The organism is Bosea vaviloviae, assembly GCF_001741865.1.
In the GTDB taxonomy this organism is placed as follows: Bacteria; Pseudomonadota; Alphaproteobacteria; order Rhizobiales; family Beijerinckiaceae; genus Allobosea; species Allobosea vaviloviae.
Map to the genome: position 1 here is coordinate 2441269 of NZ_CP017147.1, position 15486 is coordinate 2456754.

Annotated in this window: 11 protein-coding genes; 3 read left to right on the forward strand and 8 right to left on the reverse strand. The window is 66.3% G+C overall.

Annotated features, from left to right (window positions below; genetic code table 11):
- Window positions 1–40 precede the first annotated feature (40 nt).
- Together BHK69_RS11395 and BHK69_RS11400 are read right to left on the reverse strand one after the other, a co-directional pair.
- A complete protein-coding gene (locus BHK69_RS11395; RefSeq protein WP_069690202.1) occupies window positions 41–1372 on the reverse strand; it encodes an aspartate aminotransferase family protein in 1332 nt (443 codons plus the stop codon).
- Window positions 1369–2262 (reverse strand): MurR/RpiR family transcriptional regulator, encoded by an 894-nt coding sequence (locus BHK69_RS11400; protein WP_069690203.1) that lies wholly within the window; start codon window positions 2260–2262, stop codon window positions 1369–1371. Before BHK69_RS11400 ends, BHK69_RS11395 begins: the two co-directional genes overlap by 4 nt.
- A gap of 353 nt (window positions 2263–2615) precedes the next feature.
- Here BHK69_RS11400 and BHK69_RS11405 point away from each other — a divergent pair, with 353 nt between their 5' ends.
- The gene (locus BHK69_RS11405) at window positions 2616–5210 is read left to right on the forward strand and encodes a chemotaxis protein CheW (protein ID WP_083269257.1); all 2595 of its coding nucleotides are present in this window, start codon (window positions 2616–2618) and stop codon (window positions 5208–5210) included.
- Window positions 5211–5569: 359 nt separating this feature from the next.
- Here BHK69_RS11405 and BHK69_RS11410 read toward each other — a convergent pair whose 3' ends face one another.
- The gene (locus BHK69_RS11410) at window positions 5570–8299 is read right to left on the reverse strand and encodes an autotransporter outer membrane beta-barrel domain-containing protein (protein ID WP_069690204.1); all 2730 of its coding nucleotides are present in this window, start codon (window positions 8297–8299) and stop codon (window positions 5570–5572) included.
- Window positions 8300–8916: 617 nt separating this feature from the next.
- Entirely contained in the window at window positions 8917–9138 is a 222-nt protein-coding gene (locus BHK69_RS11420; protein ID WP_069690206.1) for a hypothetical protein, read from the reverse strand.
- A gap of 554 nt (window positions 9139–9692) precedes the next feature.
- Between BHK69_RS11420 and BHK69_RS11425 the strand changes: the two genes are divergently transcribed.
- Window positions 9693–9902: a DUF7696 family protein gene (locus BHK69_RS11425; protein ID WP_069690207.1), complete on the forward strand. Its 210-nt coding sequence runs from the start codon at window positions 9693–9695 to the stop codon at window positions 9900–9902.
- Window positions 9903–10652: 750 nt separating this feature from the next.
- Here BHK69_RS11425 and BHK69_RS11435 read toward each other — a convergent pair.
- The 3 genes from BHK69_RS11435 to BHK69_RS11445 form a co-directional block, all read right to left on the reverse strand.
- On the reverse strand, window positions 10653–11480 hold the full coding sequence (locus BHK69_RS11435) for a 3-oxoadipate:acetyl-CoA acetyltransferase (RefSeq protein WP_069690209.1): 828 nt from the start codon (window positions 11478–11480) through the stop codon (window positions 10653–10655).
- A gap of 73 nt (window positions 11481–11553) precedes the next feature.
- The gene (locus BHK69_RS11440) at window positions 11554–12228 is read right to left on the reverse strand and encodes a LysE family translocator (protein ID WP_069690210.1); all 675 of its coding nucleotides are present in this window, start codon (window positions 12226–12228) and stop codon (window positions 11554–11556) included.
- 133 nt (window positions 12229–12361) lie between these two features.
- Window positions 12362–13357 (reverse strand): aldo/keto reductase, encoded by a 996-nt coding sequence (locus BHK69_RS11445; RefSeq protein WP_069690211.1) that lies wholly within the window; start codon window positions 13355–13357, stop codon window positions 12362–12364.
- 96 nt (window positions 13358–13453) lie between these two features.
- On the opposite strand from BHK69_RS11445, the gene BHK69_RS11450 reads away from it, so the two are divergent.
- The gene (locus BHK69_RS11450) at window positions 13454–14350 is read left to right on the forward strand and encodes a LysR family transcriptional regulator (RefSeq protein ID WP_069690212.1); all 897 of its coding nucleotides are present in this window, start codon (window positions 13454–13456) and stop codon (window positions 14348–14350) included.
- A gap of 89 nt (window positions 14351–14439) precedes the next feature.
- On the opposite strand, the gene BHK69_RS11455 is transcribed toward BHK69_RS11450, so the two are convergent.
- On the reverse strand, window positions 14440–15462 hold the full coding sequence (locus BHK69_RS11455) for an amino acid ABC transporter substrate-binding protein (RefSeq protein WP_069690213.1): 1023 nt from the start codon (window positions 15460–15462) through the stop codon (window positions 14440–14442).
- Window positions 15463–15486 lie beyond the last annotated feature (24 nt).

A 15486-nucleotide genomic window follows, 5' to 3' on the forward strand; every position in this document is an offset into this window, starting at 1 on the left:
ATAGTCCCCTGTTTATGGTTCTTGGTGGTTTCGCGGGGCGCTAGAGCGCATCCGCAATCGCGGCGTCGACGGCTTCTCCGAGCCGTTCGACGATGGTGTCCATCACCGCTGCGTCAGCGATGAAGGGCGGCGCCAGCAGCACATGGTCGCCGGAGACGCCGTCGGCGGTTCCTCCCATCGGATAGACCATCAGGCCGCGCGCCATCGCCGCCTGCTTGATCCTGGCGTTGAGCTTGAGGCTGGCCTCGAAGGGCGTCTTCGAGGCGCGGTCGGCGACGAGTTCGATGCCCCAGAAATGGCCGCGCCCGCGCACATCGCCGACATGATGGTGGTTGCCAAAGCGCTCCTTCAACCGGCGCTCGAGATGGGCGCCCTGGAGGCGGACATTGGCGAGCAGGTCGTCGCGCTCGATCACCTTCTGCACCGCGAGCGCGGTCGCGCAGGCGAGCGGGTGGCCGTTATAGGTCTGGCTGTGCGGGAAGGCGCCGGAGCCCTGCCGGATCGCCGCGACGATCTTGCCGGCGACCAGCATCGCGCCGATCGGCGCATAGCCGGCGCCCAGCCCCTTGGCGATCGCCATCAGGTCGGGTGCGATGCCTTCCTGCTCGCAGGCATGCAGCGTGCCGGTGCGGCCCATGCCGCACATCACCTCGTCGAGGATCAGGAGCACGCCATGGCGGTCGCAGATCTCGCGGATGCGCTTGAAATAGCCGGGCGCCGGCGTGGCGGCCCCGAGCGTCGCGCCGACGACCGTCTCGGCGACGAAGGCCGCGACAGTGTCGGCTCCCAGCTCCAGGATCTTGGCCTCCAGCTCGTCGGCGACGCGCAGCCCATATTGCTCCGGCGTCTCGTCGGTGCGCTGGTCGCGATAGGCGTAGCAGGGCGCGATATGGTGGCCGGTGAGCAGCATCTCCTTGAACGGTGCGCGGTCCTTCATCCGGCCGCCGACCGAGAGCGCCCCGACCGTGATGCCGTGATAGCTCTGCCGGCGCGAGATGAAGTTGGTCCGCCGGCTCTCGCCTTTTTCGATGAAATAATGCCGTGCCAGCTTCAGGCAGGCCTCGATCGCCTCGGAGCCGCTGCTGCAGATGAAGACGGTGCTCAGCCCCTTTGGTGCGCGGGCGATCAGATGCTCCGCCAGCTCCTCGGCCGGCTCAGAGGTGAAGAAGCTGGTATGGGCGTAGGCCAGCTTGTCGATCTGGGCATGCATCGCGGCAACGATGTCGGGATGGCCATGGCCGAGGCAGGACACCGCCGCGCCGCCGCTGGCGTCGATATAGCTCTTGCCCTCGGCGTCGAAGAGCATGACGCCCTTGCCGCCGACGGCGACGGGATAGGCGCCGTTGACGCTGCGATGAAGCAGATGGCTCATGATGGTCTCCGTTTGGCGCGGCGAGGGGTCTCGAAGGTCGAGAAGGCGTCGAGCTGGGCTTCAGAGGCGGCGATGGCGTCGAGCGCCGGCTTGCCGCGCCGCGCCGTCATCAGCGCCGCCAGGCATTCCACCGCCGCAAAGGCCGGCGTCATGCTGTGGAAGAAGGAGGGCGTCTCGGTGCGCACCAGCACGGTCTCGTCGGCCAGCGCGGCGAGCGGCGAATGCGCGCTGTCGGTCAGGGCGACGATGGCAGCGCCCTTGTCGCGCGCATAGGCGGCGGCCTGGAGCGTCAGGCGCGTATAGGGCGAGACCGAGATGACGAAGAGCGCGTCGCCCGGGCCGATCCGGCGCAGGGCATCGATGCCGCGCCCGCCGGCCGTGTCGGCGAGGACCGACTCCGCGCCGATCAGCGTGCGGATATAGTCGAGCATATAGACGGCCGGAAAGGCCGACCGCAGCCCGAAGCAGAAGACGCTGCGCGCATTCGCCAGCAATGCGGCCGCGCGTTCGAGGCAGGCGACGGATTGAGGTTCCCGCAAGGCCCGGACATGCTCGGCCAAGGCCGCGAACATGTCCTGCGCGATGGCGCTGTCGCCCTCGTCGCCATGGCGTTCGAGCAATTCGGTTGCGCGGTTGGCGAAGCCGTCGGGGCGCTGGCGCAGCGAGGCCGCATAAGCCGTTCGCAGGGCGTCGTAACCGGGAAGGCCAAGGCGCTGCGCCAGTCGCGTGAAGGTCGCGGGCGCCAGGCCCGCGCGCCGCGCCTGCTCGCGCGTCGTCAGCAACGCGACATCGGCGGGGTGGTCGAGCACCCAGCGCGCGACCGCCTGCAGCTGCGGAGGCAAGTCATCGAATTGCGCATCCAGGGCGGTGGCGACGCCGATCTGATCCATGGCGGGATCATAGCGGGACTCGCGGTGGAGTGAAACAGATGATCCTTAAATTATTTTATGAAACAAATGATGCATTTCGATGCAGGCCGCGGCGTATTTTTGGCCTGAGGCGGGAGCCTGGCGGTGGCTGCTTCTTTGACGTTGCGGCGCGCTTTGCGCCCGGCCAATCCTGCATCCTGTGAATGATCGTTGCATTTGCCGCAAATTTGAGCGCTGCGGGCAGGGTGACCTTGGTGCGAATCAGCCGCTCAGGTGATTTGGTTCGATTTTGAGCGGTTGCGTTGAGTTCAGCCTTTTCTCGGCCGCCGGGTCCTCGCCCAGGCGGCCATTGGCGCGAATGGAAGAGCCCAACCTTGCAGACGCTTCACAAGGGAATCGCGATTGATCCTTCGCTGGCGGGCATCATCCGCCATATGCACGCGATCGACGACTATCGGCAGGTTTTCGATCGCTTGCAGGCGTCGTGGGATACGCTGACCCTGCTCGGCCAGCTCTCGGGCAATGCGACCGAGATGTCGGGCACACGCTCCGCTTTTGAGGAATTGACGGCGAGCCTGCTCAACCATCTCGCCATCGAGACGCGCGACAAGGTCGTCAGCGATCTCAGGACCAAGGCGCAGAACGCGATCGACGTGCTGGTGCGCAATCTCTTCGAGCGCACGGCCGATATCGGCTTCCTCGCGGCCGACACCGACATCCGCGAAATGCTGGAGGAGACGACGCCGACGCCGGCCGCGCGCGAGGCGATCGAGGCGCGCTTCCGCGACTATGTCGCGAAATATTCGGTCTATTCCGACATCGTCCTGGTCGATCGCGAGGGCGCGGTCCGGGCCAGGCTCCAGGCCCATCCGGCAGAGACGGCGCGGCACGCCATCATCGACGAGGCGCTGAGTTCAAGCGGCGCCTATGTCGAGCATTACGGCGTGGTCGATTTCGTCTCGGAGGCGCAGTCGCTGGTCTATGCCTGGCGCGTCGAGGATCGCGCCAAGCGCCCGCTCGGCGTGCTCGTGCTGGTCTTCCGCCTCGCCGACGAGATGGCGGGGATCTTCCGCAAGCTGCTGCCGGAGGATGACTGGACGATCCTGGGCTGCGCCACGCCGCAGGGCGAGGTCATCGCCGGCTCCTGTGCCATTCAACTGCCGGCGGGGCTTGCCCTGTCGCCGGCAGCGCTGCAGGGCCGCGACCCCGTGCTCAAGCTCGGTGGCCGGCAATATCTCACAGTTGCCTGTCGCAGCTCCGGCTATCAGGGCTATATGGGGCCGGGCTGGATCGGGCTCGGGCTGCTGCCGCTGGAGGCTGCTTTCGCTCAGGGCGATGGCGCGCTCAGTGCGCGGATCGACGCTGGCCTGCTCGCGGCGGTGACCGGCCGTTCCGGGCTGTTCTCGGAGGACCTGCTCACGGTCTCGCGCCAGGCCGCGATGATCCAGCGCGACCTCAACCGCTCGGTCTGGAACGGCTCGATCCGCCAGGCCGGATCGACGGCGGCCAATGCAGCCTTCTCGAAGATACTGCTCTGGGAAATCTCCAATGCCGGTCGCAGGACGCAGGCCGTCTTCGACGCCTCGATCGGCGACCTCCACCGTACCGTGGTCGCGGCGATCATGGAGAAATGCCGTTCACGCGCGGCCTTCGCCATCGATGTGATGGACCGCAATCTCTATGAGCGCGCCAATGATTGCCGCTGGTGGGCGCTGAACGCGACCTTCGCGCGCGTGCTGTCGGAGCCGACGCCGGAGGGGGCGCGGCATTGCGGCGAGATCCTGGCGACGATCAATTCGCTCTACACGGTCTACAGCAACCTGATCCTGTTCGACGCCAAGGGCGTCGTCGTCGCGATCTCGCAGCCGGGCGAGGCGCATCTCGTGGGCGAGACCCTTGCGGCGGAATGGGTGCAGCGGACTCTGGCGCTGCGCCTGGACCAGCATTATGCCGTGTCGGGCTTCGAGCCTTCGCCGCTTTATGCGCAGGCATCGACCCTGATCTATACGGCCGCCGTCCAGGCGCCGGGTGGGGGCAAAACGGTCGGCGGAAAGACGGTCGGCGGCATCGCGATCGTCTTCGATTCGACACCGCAATTCGGCGCGATCCTGCAGGATTCCCTGCCGGCCGATGAAGCCGGCGCGGCGCTGCCCGGGGCCTTCACGCTGCTCGTCGCGGGTGATGGCAGCATCATCTCCTCGACCGATCCGCGCTTCGCCGTGGGCGCACCGAGCCCGATCGTCATCGACCCGCAGGGTTTGGCCAATGAGGGCGATCTCGCCGGCATCCGCACATTCGAGGGCAAGCATGTCGCGGTCGGCGCGGCGCTGTCGAAGGGCTATCGCGAATACAAGACCAGCGATGGGCACCATGCCGATGTGGTGGCGCTCTGCGTCGTGCCGCTCGGCGATGTCGCCACTGATGCCGGAGCGCGGCCGTCGAGCGCAGCGGCCAACGCCATCGCGGCGCGCAGGCTGCCCGAGGGCGTCGAGGCCTTCGAGGCCGCGACCTTCCATATCGGCCGGCATTGGCTCGGCGTGAAGGCGCGCGATGTCGTCGAGGCCGTCGATCTTGCCGGCCTGAAGCCCTCGGCCAAGCAGGCGGGAGACGGTTTGCTCGCCGGCTACAAGCTGCATCAGGGCGACCCTGTGCCGGTGCTGCGCCTGGCGCGATTGCTCGGCATTCCCGACGGCCTGGCCGAGGATCAGCAGATCGTCATCGTGCGCGCGGCCGGCCGGACGCTCGGGCTCGTCGTCGATTCGCTCGGCCCGATACCGGAAATCCCGCTCGCGGAACTGCAGCCCCTGCGGGACCTGACCGCGAAGCTGGAAGTCCCCGCGCTCGGCGTCGTCGCGGCGCGCGATGCGCAAGGGGCGCCGGCGGGCATGCTGATGCTGCTCGATGTCGACAGGCTCGGCGCCCGGCTCGACGGCGAACCGGCTCCGCCGCAGCTGCGCGCCGCCGAATAGCCGGGGAACGGCTTTCGACTGAAACACGTCGTCATCCCTACCGGGTTCGGCTTCCAGCCGGACTCAGAAAACGCTCCGGGGGACCCCCTCAGACCCGCATCTGGCTCAAAATGAAGCCGACGATTTCAGTGGCTCTGTCCAGACCACCTGCGCGACGTCATTCCGGACGCAGCGAAGCGGAGAGGAATCCATCGTAGAGTTCGGTGGCCTCCGATGGATTCCGGATCTGCGCCGCTGACGCGGCTTGTCCGGAATGACGGCGCGGGTAATGACGAGCGATCAGGGGTCCTTGATATCGCTCGATTCATTACAGACCTGGCTCCTCAGGATGAGGGCCCAGGGTGTTTCCAAACCGTCTCTCAGAACCTCACCGCCAGCACGCCCTTGAAGGCGTGGTCCTGCGTGTCCTGGGCGAGCTGGCCGGTATAGGCCAGGCCGAGCGTGGCGCTTTTGCCGATGGCGAGGTCGAGCCCGGCCTCGACGATGGCGGCGTCCCGGGCGATCGGGATGCCGGCGATGCTGAAGGCGCCCGAGCCGGCGAAGGCGAGCGTCGTGGTCGGATCGACGTCGCCGAAGGCATGGCGCCAAGCGAGCCCGCCGCGCAGGGTCAGGTCCATGCCGTGCAATGCGAAATTGGTGGAGGCGCGCAGGCCCAGCGTGGAATAGCCGAGGCTGGTGTCGTCACCGCGAGCGGTCAAGGCGGCCGCCCCGCCGGTCTCGTTGAACCCGTCGGTGTGCAGGTTGACATAGGCCAGGCCGGCGAAGGGCTCGAATGCGACCCGGCCAAGGTCGATGCGGTAGCCGAGCTCGCCGAAAAGCTGGGCCGTGCCGGCGTCGTAACCGGCGCGCAGATTGCTGCCGAAAGCCGAGGAGATGACGGTGCGGCTGGTCTCGACATCATGCCAGCTATAGCTCGCCCCGGTCCGCAGGCTCAGCGCGCCCCAACGCCCGCCGGCGTAGAGGCCGAGATGGTAGTTGTCGCTCTCGCCTGACGAGAACCGGCTGTTCACGTCGAACACGCTGCGGCTGTAGCCGGCGACTGCGCCGACGCGCAGGGTGTCGAACACAGCGGCGTCCGCGCCGAGCAGGAAGCCACCGGTCGAGCGCGTCAGCCTGGCGGCGTTGCCGTCGCTGTCGCTGCGGCCCCAGGAGCCATAGCCCTGGCCCCAGACCGCGAAGCGGTCGGCGTTCAGCGTCGGCATCGGCCCCTTCACGCTCGGGGCGAGATCGGCGCTGAAGCCGTAATTCAGCGTCGCCATCGGCGCCGCGCCGACGCCTCCGAAGGCTGCGCGCAGCCGGTCGTTGACGGCAGCGCGCAGGAGCCAGCTCTCGTCGATCAGCGCGGTTTTGGCCGAGGCATGGATCTCGCCGGAGATCTGGTCGAGCGCGGTGCGGGCGGCGTCCAGCGTCGGCTGGTTGATCATGCTGGTCTGGATGGAATTGCTGCTGGGCAGACTGTCGACGCCCCGGCCGACCTCGGCCTGGTTGCCCGTCGAGCCGGCGGAGGCGACGGTGCGGGTCTGGATCACCGTGAGATAGGCGTTGTTGGCGTCGTAGGCGTCGCGCAGGGTGAGGAAGGGCGACAGAACCTGCTCGCTAAAGCCGTAACTGCCCGTCAGCCCGGTCGAGGTCAGGATCGTGAAGCGCTGCCCGGCGACATAAGCCGCGCCGGTATAATTGACGACGGAGATGGCGGCGCCGCTCGCCAGCGTCGCCGTGCCGTTCACCCGGATCAGGTCGGAGGTCGTCGTCGCCGGATCGACTTCCACCTGATAGGTCGAGCCGGCCGCCTGCGCAAAGGCGCCGTTGACGGTGAGCGTGCCGATCGAGTTGCCGGGCGCGATCCGGCTTCCGGTCAGGAGCGTGGTCGCTCCGACCGCGCCGCTGCCGGCGAGCGCCGCGCCGGACTGGACCGTCACCGCCGACCCGGCGAGCGAGCCGTTCACCACCAGCGTGCCGCTGGCGATGTTCGTCGGGCCGGAGAAATCGCCGCTGCCGGTCAGGGTCCAGGTGCCGGTGCCGGTCTTCTCCAGGCGGTCGAAATTGCGATACTGGCTCGCACTGCCAAGACCGCCGTCGAGCGTCCAGTTGCTTGAGCCGCCGAGGCGCAGGAGGTCGTTGCCGGCGTTCGGATTGGCGACGACATTGCCAGCGATCACCGAGCCGGCCTGAAGTTCGAGGGTGAGGGAGCCCGTTGTCGGCGTCGTGATCGGGCTCCACCCGATTGCGGTGGTCTGACCGGTACCAGCCCGGATCGTGCCGCTGTTGGCGATGCTGAAATCCTGCGTCGCAGAATTCGCCGCGAGCCCCAGCGCTCCGTTTCCACCCTCGATCGTACCGGTGTTGACGACCTGGCCGGAGGCGGCGCGCACAAAGACACCATGGTTTCCGGTAACACCACCGGTGCTTGTTCCTCCACGGATGATTCCATGGTTGGTCAATGTGGAATCGGCGCCGAGGCCGCCCAGATCGACGCCCGCGCCGCTACCACCTGACCCATTTCCGCCCTGGATTACGCCGTTATTGGTCAGCGAGGAGCCGCGCCTGGCCACGGTGCCCACTCCGCCCGCCCCGGCGCTGGCCGAACCGCCCGTGATCGTTCCGTTGTTGACGAAGGTCGTCGCATTCAGATTGACGCCATTGCTCGCTGTCGCGCCGGAACCGCCCGTGATCGAGCCGTTATTGATGATCGACGAGGGAAGGATAGTGTGCGTCACGGCCAAACCGGGCGCTGCGGTAGTGCCAACCATGGTGCCCGACAGCGTCAGGAGATTGCCGCCGGTGTTCGATATCCGCGAGGAGGTGAGCGTGAAGCCCTGCGTATCGATCGTCACCGGTTTGGTGATCGTTGGGAGGTCTGTTCCTCCGACCGTAACGTTGCCAGTCATAATGATGGTCGCGCTGGCGTCGCCATCGCCATTCGCCGCGGTCATGGCAGCGCGCAGCTGGCCGTCGGTGCTGACGAAATAGGTCGCGGCCGAGGCCGGCGTCAGGCAGGCGAGGGCCAGCGCGGCGCAGGAGACTCCGGCGAAAAGCCTCGCTTTTCCCATATATTTCATGCCTGCAGCCCCGCCCACGCTCGTCTCCATCGCGAATCTCGAGAGAAAATTGGGAAATATCCCAGGTTGCAAGAATTCTCGGATTCGGCCGTTGCGGCAAGGCCGCATCGGCAACACGACGAACAGAGCGTTTACAAAGCAGCAAATATATCACAGCGCTGCGACAGGCGGCCGAAGGCTGGAAAATGAGGGAGGATGTGCGACGCGCACGCAAGGCGAAAGTCAGGTTCGCCCTTTCCCGCCGGCCGTCGGACCTCCGCGTTGCCCAGGCTATACATCGTCGCCGACCCTACGCCGCCGCTCGAATGGCGCCGGCTCGACGGGGAGCAGGTCGTCCTTGCCGCCGTCGATCAAGCTCAGACCGGCCAAGCTAGGCGGCAGGTCCGGCGGGCGGGTGTTGCCAAGGTCAGGGCAATAACCGCCGCAAGGCGTATCGCGAAGCGCGACGCGACCGTTCCGCTTCTGCGGCCGATGGGGGCAGTTTCGCTGGAACATCTCGATCAGTCTGCCGACGGTCTCTGTCGCTCCAAACCGCTCGGCCAGCACGGCCAGCCTGACGTTCGAATACGCGCGGCAACGCGTGCAAGCGAAGCGGACCACGATCCATGGATAGCGCTGCAACTTGGTATGGAGGTCCGGAGGACCGCTCACGGCTCATCATCGCCCGCCATGGGTCGCGCGCCATAGGAAAACAGCCCGCGCAGAAACCCGCGTGAGACCGGGCGGTCGGCATCCCGTGCGAACTCCGCCAGGTCATGCAGAAGCGCCCGGATCGCCGCCCGCTCACTGCCGTGCTCGGCGATCAAATCGTCGATTTCGCACTCGATCTCGGTCGCCGGGTTGGTGTCCTCCAGCCTTTCCGCTGCCATCGCGCCCGCCCTCCGGAAATGAGAACATACTCAGAACAAATGTCCGGATCGAGTCAAGTCGGTGGGGAGCATGTCGGCTACCCCCGCGCGCACCATGTCGACATGCCGTCGACCATCTTTCCGACGAGATCGAGGTGCCGGCGATCGATGCGGCCTATATCGACTCGCGGTGTGGGTGGGCGCTCAGCCCTGAGCCGACCGGCCTGGCATCTGGGGAATGACGCCCGCAGGGAACCGCACAACTGCGACTGCGGTTGACGCTACGCAGGAGGCTACCTCGATAATCTACGACTGAGCCCAAACTTCCGGGCGACAGGGGACTAACATGACAACGGCAATGTCCTTCGGAATCTTGGCCGCGGTGCCGGTCCTGATCTCGGTCTATTTGTTGCTCCTCTGGAGAGTGACAAGCACAGAGGCAGCGATGCCTCGAGAATGGCGGGAGGAGCAGGAGCCCCCGCCGAAGCAGTAACTTCCACCGGCCAAGGAGATTCGATCGTACCGGCCCGCGATACCGCCAATAATAAGCTTGCCGCTCGGAATTCACCGGCGACATGATCTCGACATGGTCGGAGGAGTGGAAGCGCGAATGCGAGGTCGCCTATCTGCTGAGCCTGCCATTGCCCCAGCGCAATGCCCTACTCGATGGCGTGACCGGCGGCAGCCATGACGAGCGCGGTATTAAGCGCACCCGTGGCGTGGCAGAGGTTGCGGCGCTGCGGGCGCAGATCGCGCGGCTCGCCGAGATCCAGAAGCGCGGCTGAAGCTTCCTCACCGCAGAGCAAAACTGCAAGTCCACGCCAGCAGAACGAAGATCGCGGACCAAAGCCAGCCATCAACACTTGGCCAGATCGAGCGTCTCTTCGGCAGGTTCTCTGAGTGACGATCATAGAGCATTCGAACTGGCCTGTTGCCAATATCAAGGAACACTCTGCAACAAGAAAGGTTCAGAACCGATTACCAACGTAATCAGCCAGAGGGCTTAGGGTCGACTCGTGCTGCGGGGCGTTCCCTTGGTCTTTCGAGATCGCGAGGCTTGGCGAACTCCTGAAGCGGCGATAGCGAAACCGCCGTTGCGTCGAACCGCTGGACAGCCAATTCAACCAATTGTTCGGAGTTAGGAGCGCCCCAAAGCCCGGCCACGATGTAGCCGAGACGTTCGCGCTGGGCCGCCACGTCCAGAGGGGCGACCTGTCCTCGTGCTAAAATCTGCTCCCAGGCCTTCTCGAACGCTACGCAGATCTGCGCGAGCTCCTCGGGGGGCGCGACGATTGATCGAAAGGGCATTAAGTCCTGAGGGGTGCTAACGGGGCAGCCATGGTGGCCGCTTGCCCGCAACCGACCATAGCACACGGCGCAGGCTTCCCCGAATCAGCGAGGACACCCGAAACTCGGGTCGGTGCGAAGCCGGAAGACGATGATCTGGCTTCGCAGGAACCTGACCTCGATCCTTCGGATCGCCCCGGAATGACGGCGCAAGCTCGGCGATGAACCGGCGTCGAAGCCCGTTGCTGTCAGGCGACGAGTCCCAGCAGCGCCCGCGCTTCGGCGGCCGTTGCCGGACGGCGGTCATATTCGGGGCAGAGATCGACCACGCGCTTGACCAGAGCGGCGTTGGACGGCGCGAGCCTGTCGCGGTCGAGCCGGACATTGTCCTCCAGCCCGGTGCGGCAATGGCCGCCGAGTTCGAGCGACCAGCGGTTGAGCGTGATCTGGTCGCGGCCGATGCCGGCGCCGGTCCAGGTCGCATCGGGCGCCAGCCGCTTCAGCGTCGCGATGTAGAATTCGAAGGCGGCGCGGTCGACCGGCATGGCGTTCTTCACGCCCATGACGAACTGCATATGCAGCGGGCCCTTGATCGCGCCGGCGACACCCATCTCGACCGCCTTGAAGATCATCGAGAGGTCGAAGGCCTCGATCTCGGGCTTGACGCCATGCTCGAGCATCTCGCTCGCCAGCCAATCGACCAGCTCGGGGCTGTTCTCATAGACCCGCGTCGGGAAATTGCAGGAGCCGGTCGAGAGCGAGGCCATGTCAGGCTTCAGCGAGAGCATGCCGCCGCGCTCACGCCCCGCGCCGGAGCGCCCACCGGTCGAGAACTGCACGATCATGCCGGGGCAATGCTGGCGCAACCCCTCCAGCAAACGGCGGAAGCGCTCGGGGTCGGAGCTCGGCGCGCCCTCGTCATTGCGGACATGGCAATGCGCCAGGGTCGCGCCGGCCTCAAATGCGGCCTGCGTGGACTCGACCTGCTCGGCAAGCGAGATCGGCACGGCCGGATTGTCGCGCTTGGTCGGCAGCGAGCCGGTGATGGCGACGGTGATGATGCAAGGACTGGTCATGCTTGAAGCCGTTGCCATGATTGAAGCCGTGGTCATGAAGGTTCCGGGCCTGAAGCGTTACAATCTCGACGGTTCACCCGAAGAGGGCCAAGCGCAGGCCAAGCGCAATCAAGACGACGCCCATGATCACGTCCAGCCCCGATTTGGCGCGTATATAGGCGCGGCTCACCGCAGGCACGGTAAAGAACAGCGTCACCGCGATCCACCAGGCCGCCGAGACCACGACGACGACCGCCACGGCCGACCAGAACAGCCAGCCTGGCGCGCCGGCCGGGATCATCACGCCGAACAGGCTGGCATAGTAGGCGACGACCTTGGGATTGGTGATGTTGGTGATGAAGCCGGCGCGGATCGCCTCCTGCCCCGACACCGGCTCGGAGGCGGCGTGAGGGGCGCCCTGAGAACCGGCATGCGAGGCGGCATGAGAGGCGGCATGAGAGGCGGCCTGGCCCTTGGCCCGGATGATTGCGATCAGCAGCTTCGCGCCGAGATAGATCAGATAGGCTGCGCCGGCGATCTGGAGACCGCGATAGGCCAGCGGAAAGCTCGCCAGCAAGCTGCCGAGACCGGCCGCGGCGGCGAGCGCCCAGGTCAGCGTCGCCAGCACGACACCGAAGCTCAGCAGCAGCCCGGCGCGGCGATCCCCCTTCACCGCATAGCTCATGACGACCGCGAAGGTCGGGCCGGGGCTGGCGATCGCGAGCGCATGGATCGCCGCGATGCCCGCCAGAATGGTGACTTGATTCATCGACGTTTCCCCCCACGAGAGTGGGGTGCCGTCCGCGTTCTTCGCCGCGAAACGGCCCCCCCTGCTCATCGATGGATGTGGCGTCATGCGTGTCAAGCGCCGCGGCTCGGCCTCGCCGGTCGGCGCATCCGCCTCAGCCGTCGACCAAGGCGAGGGCGGCCTCGGTATAGCGATTGCCGACGACCCGCTCCGGCGCCATCGCCTCGGCGATGGCCGCAAGCTCGGCGGCGCTGAGGCTGATGGCGGCGGCGGCCGTATTCTGCTCCAGATGCGCGATCTTCCGTGCGCCGGGGATCGGCACGATGAAATCGCCCTGGTGCAGCACCCAGGCCAGCGCCAGCTGCGCCGTCGTCACGCCCTTTTGCGCCGCGATCGCCGTCAGCTCGTCGACGATGGCCGCATTGGCCGCCATCGCCTCGGCCTGGAAGCGGGGCAAAGTGTGGCGCCAGTCATCGGCCCCGAGTTCGTCGGGTTTGCTGAGCGCGCCCGTCAGCAGGCCGCGACCGAGCGGGCTGTAGGGCACGAAGCCGATGCCGAGTTCGCGGCAGGTCGAGAGCACCTGCGCCTCCGGCTCGCGGCTCCACAGCGAATACTCGCTCTGCACGGCGGCGATCGGATGCACCGCATGCGCCCGCCGGATCGTCGCCGCGCCGGCTTCCGACAAGCCGAGCGCACGGACCTTGCCCTCGCGGACCAGCTCCGCCATCGCGCCGACCGTCTCCTCGATCGGCACGGCGGGGTCGACGCGGTGCTGGTAGTAGAGGTCGATGACATCGATGCCGAGCCGCTTCAGCGAGGCCTCGGCGACGGCCTTGACGTGCTCGGGCCGGCTGTCGATGCCGGTCATGCGCGCTGGACCCTCACCATCCCCGCTGATCTTGAACCCGAATTTCGTGGCGATCACGACCTTGTCGCGGACGGGCTTCAGCGCCTTGCCGAGCAGGATTTCGTTGTCGTAGGGGCCATAGACCTCGGCCGTGTCGAACAGGGTCACGCCAAGATCGACGGCGCGGCGCAAGGTGGCGATGGCGGCGCTCTCTTCCTGCCCGCCATAGGCGAAGCTCATTCCCATGCAGCCCAGGCCGACAGGATAGACGCTCAGTTCAGTTCCAAGCTTGCGGGTTTTCATCACGGGCTCCTCTGCTGTGATGATGGTGAGATAGCGCCGCTGGCTTCGTTCGATAATCGGCTTGAGTCTGCACGGCTTGATCTATTAAATAGAGCAATGAACCGTGGTCATCTCTCGCAATTGGCCGTCCTGGCGGCGGTTGCCCGCAATGGCGGCTTTCGCGACGCGGCGAAGGAACTCGGCATCGCCCCCTCCGCCGTCAGCCATGCGGTATCGGCGCTGGAGGCCGGCTTGGGCGTTCGCCTGCTGGCGCGCAGCACACGTAGCGTCGCGCCCACGGAAGCTGGAGCCCAGTTGCTGGAGCGGCTGCGCCCGGCGCTGCTGGAAATCGATCTCGCGCTGGAGGCGGCGGTCGCGTCCCGGGATGTGCCCGCCGGCAATCTCCGGCTGACCGTGCCGCGCACGGCGGCCCATACCGTGCTGGCGCCGAAGCTCGGCGCCTTCACCGTCGCTTTTCCCGAGATCGTGCTGGAGATCGTCATCGAGGACCGGTTTTCCGACGTCGTCGAGGGTGGTTTCGACGCGGGCATCAGGCTCGGCGAAAGCCTGCAGCGCGATATGATCGCGGTTCGCATCGGGCCTTCGATGCGGGGGGCGGCGGTCGCTGCGCCCTCCTATTTCGAAGGCAGGCCGCGGCCGGAGCGACCGCAGGACCTGTCCGCTCATCGCTGCATCCGCTTCCGCTTCTCCAGCGGCGTGATCTATCGCTGGGAGTTCGAGAAGGCGGGCGTCGTCGTCGAGCCGCCGGTCGAGGGGCCCTTGATCCTGGGCGAGGATCACCTGATCGCGCAGGCTGCCATCGATGGGGCTGGCATCGCTTTCGTATTCGAGGACTATGTTCGCGATGCCCTCGCCGACGGCCGGCTGGTGCGTGTGCTGGAGGATTGGTGCCCGCCTTTCGACGGCTTCCACCTCTACTATCCCAGCCGCCGCCAGATGCGGCCGGCACTCAGGGCTTTCATCGATTTCTTTCGAGTGGCGAGTAGCGAGTAGTGAGTGGCGAATAGCGAGTAGCGAATGGCGAATGGCAAGGTTAGCTTCCATTCGCCATTCGCCATTCGCCACTCGCCATTCGCTATTCCTCAGCGAACCGGCGGCGCGAATTGCAGCCCGCCATTGGTCCAGAGCTTGTTGACGCCGCGCGGCAGGTTGATGCCCGATTTCGCTCCGAAATTGCGCTCGAAGCTCTCGCCGTAATTGCCGACGGCCTTGACGATGCGCGCGACCCAGTCGTTGCTGAGGCCGAGCCCCTCGCCGAATTTGCCCTCGACTCCGAGCAGGCGGCGGATTTCCGGGTTCTTCGAGTTGGCCATCTCGGCGACATTGGCCTGGGTGACGCCGAGTTCTTCGGCGTTCACCAGGGCAAACACCGTCCAGCGCACGATATCGAACCAGGCCTGATCGTTCTTGCGGACCCAGGGGCCGAGCGGCTCCTTCGAGATCACCTCGCCGAGCAGGACGTGCTCGTCGGGAGCCTTCAGGCGGCTGCGCGTTCCAGCCAGCGCCGAGAGGTCGGTGGTATAGGCGTCGCAGCGCCCCGCCTCATAGGCCTGCACGGTGTCTTCCAGCGTCGCGAAGGCGACGGTTTCGAACTTGATGCCGTGGGTGCGGCCGTAATCGGCGAGGTTGAGCTCGGTCGTCGTGCCCTGGGAGACGCAGATCGAAGCGCCGTTGAGGTCCTTGACGCTGGCGAGGTTCAGCTTCTTGCGCAGGATGAAGCCCTGGCCGTCATAGTAATTGACGGCGGTGAAGGTCAGGCCCTGGCCGACATCGCGCCCGAGGGTCCAGGTCGTGGTGCGCGCCAGCACGTCGATCTCGCCGCTCTGCAAGGCCACCAGCCGGTTCTTGCTCGAGAGCGAGAGATAGGAGGCCTTGTCAGGGTCGTTGAAGATGGCGGCTGCGAGCGCGCGGCAGATATCGGTATCGAAGCCCTTCCAGGCGCCGTTGCCGTCTTGCAGCGAAAAGCCGGGAACGCCTTCGCTGGCGCCGCAGATGATCTGCCCGCGGGCCTTGATCTTGTCGAGGGTAGACTGGGCAAAAGCAGGCGCGCTGGCTGCCGCGCTCAGGACGAGGCCGGCTAGCATTGCGGCAAATGAAGATCGCATGGGTTTCCTCTCAGGGCAGCGCCG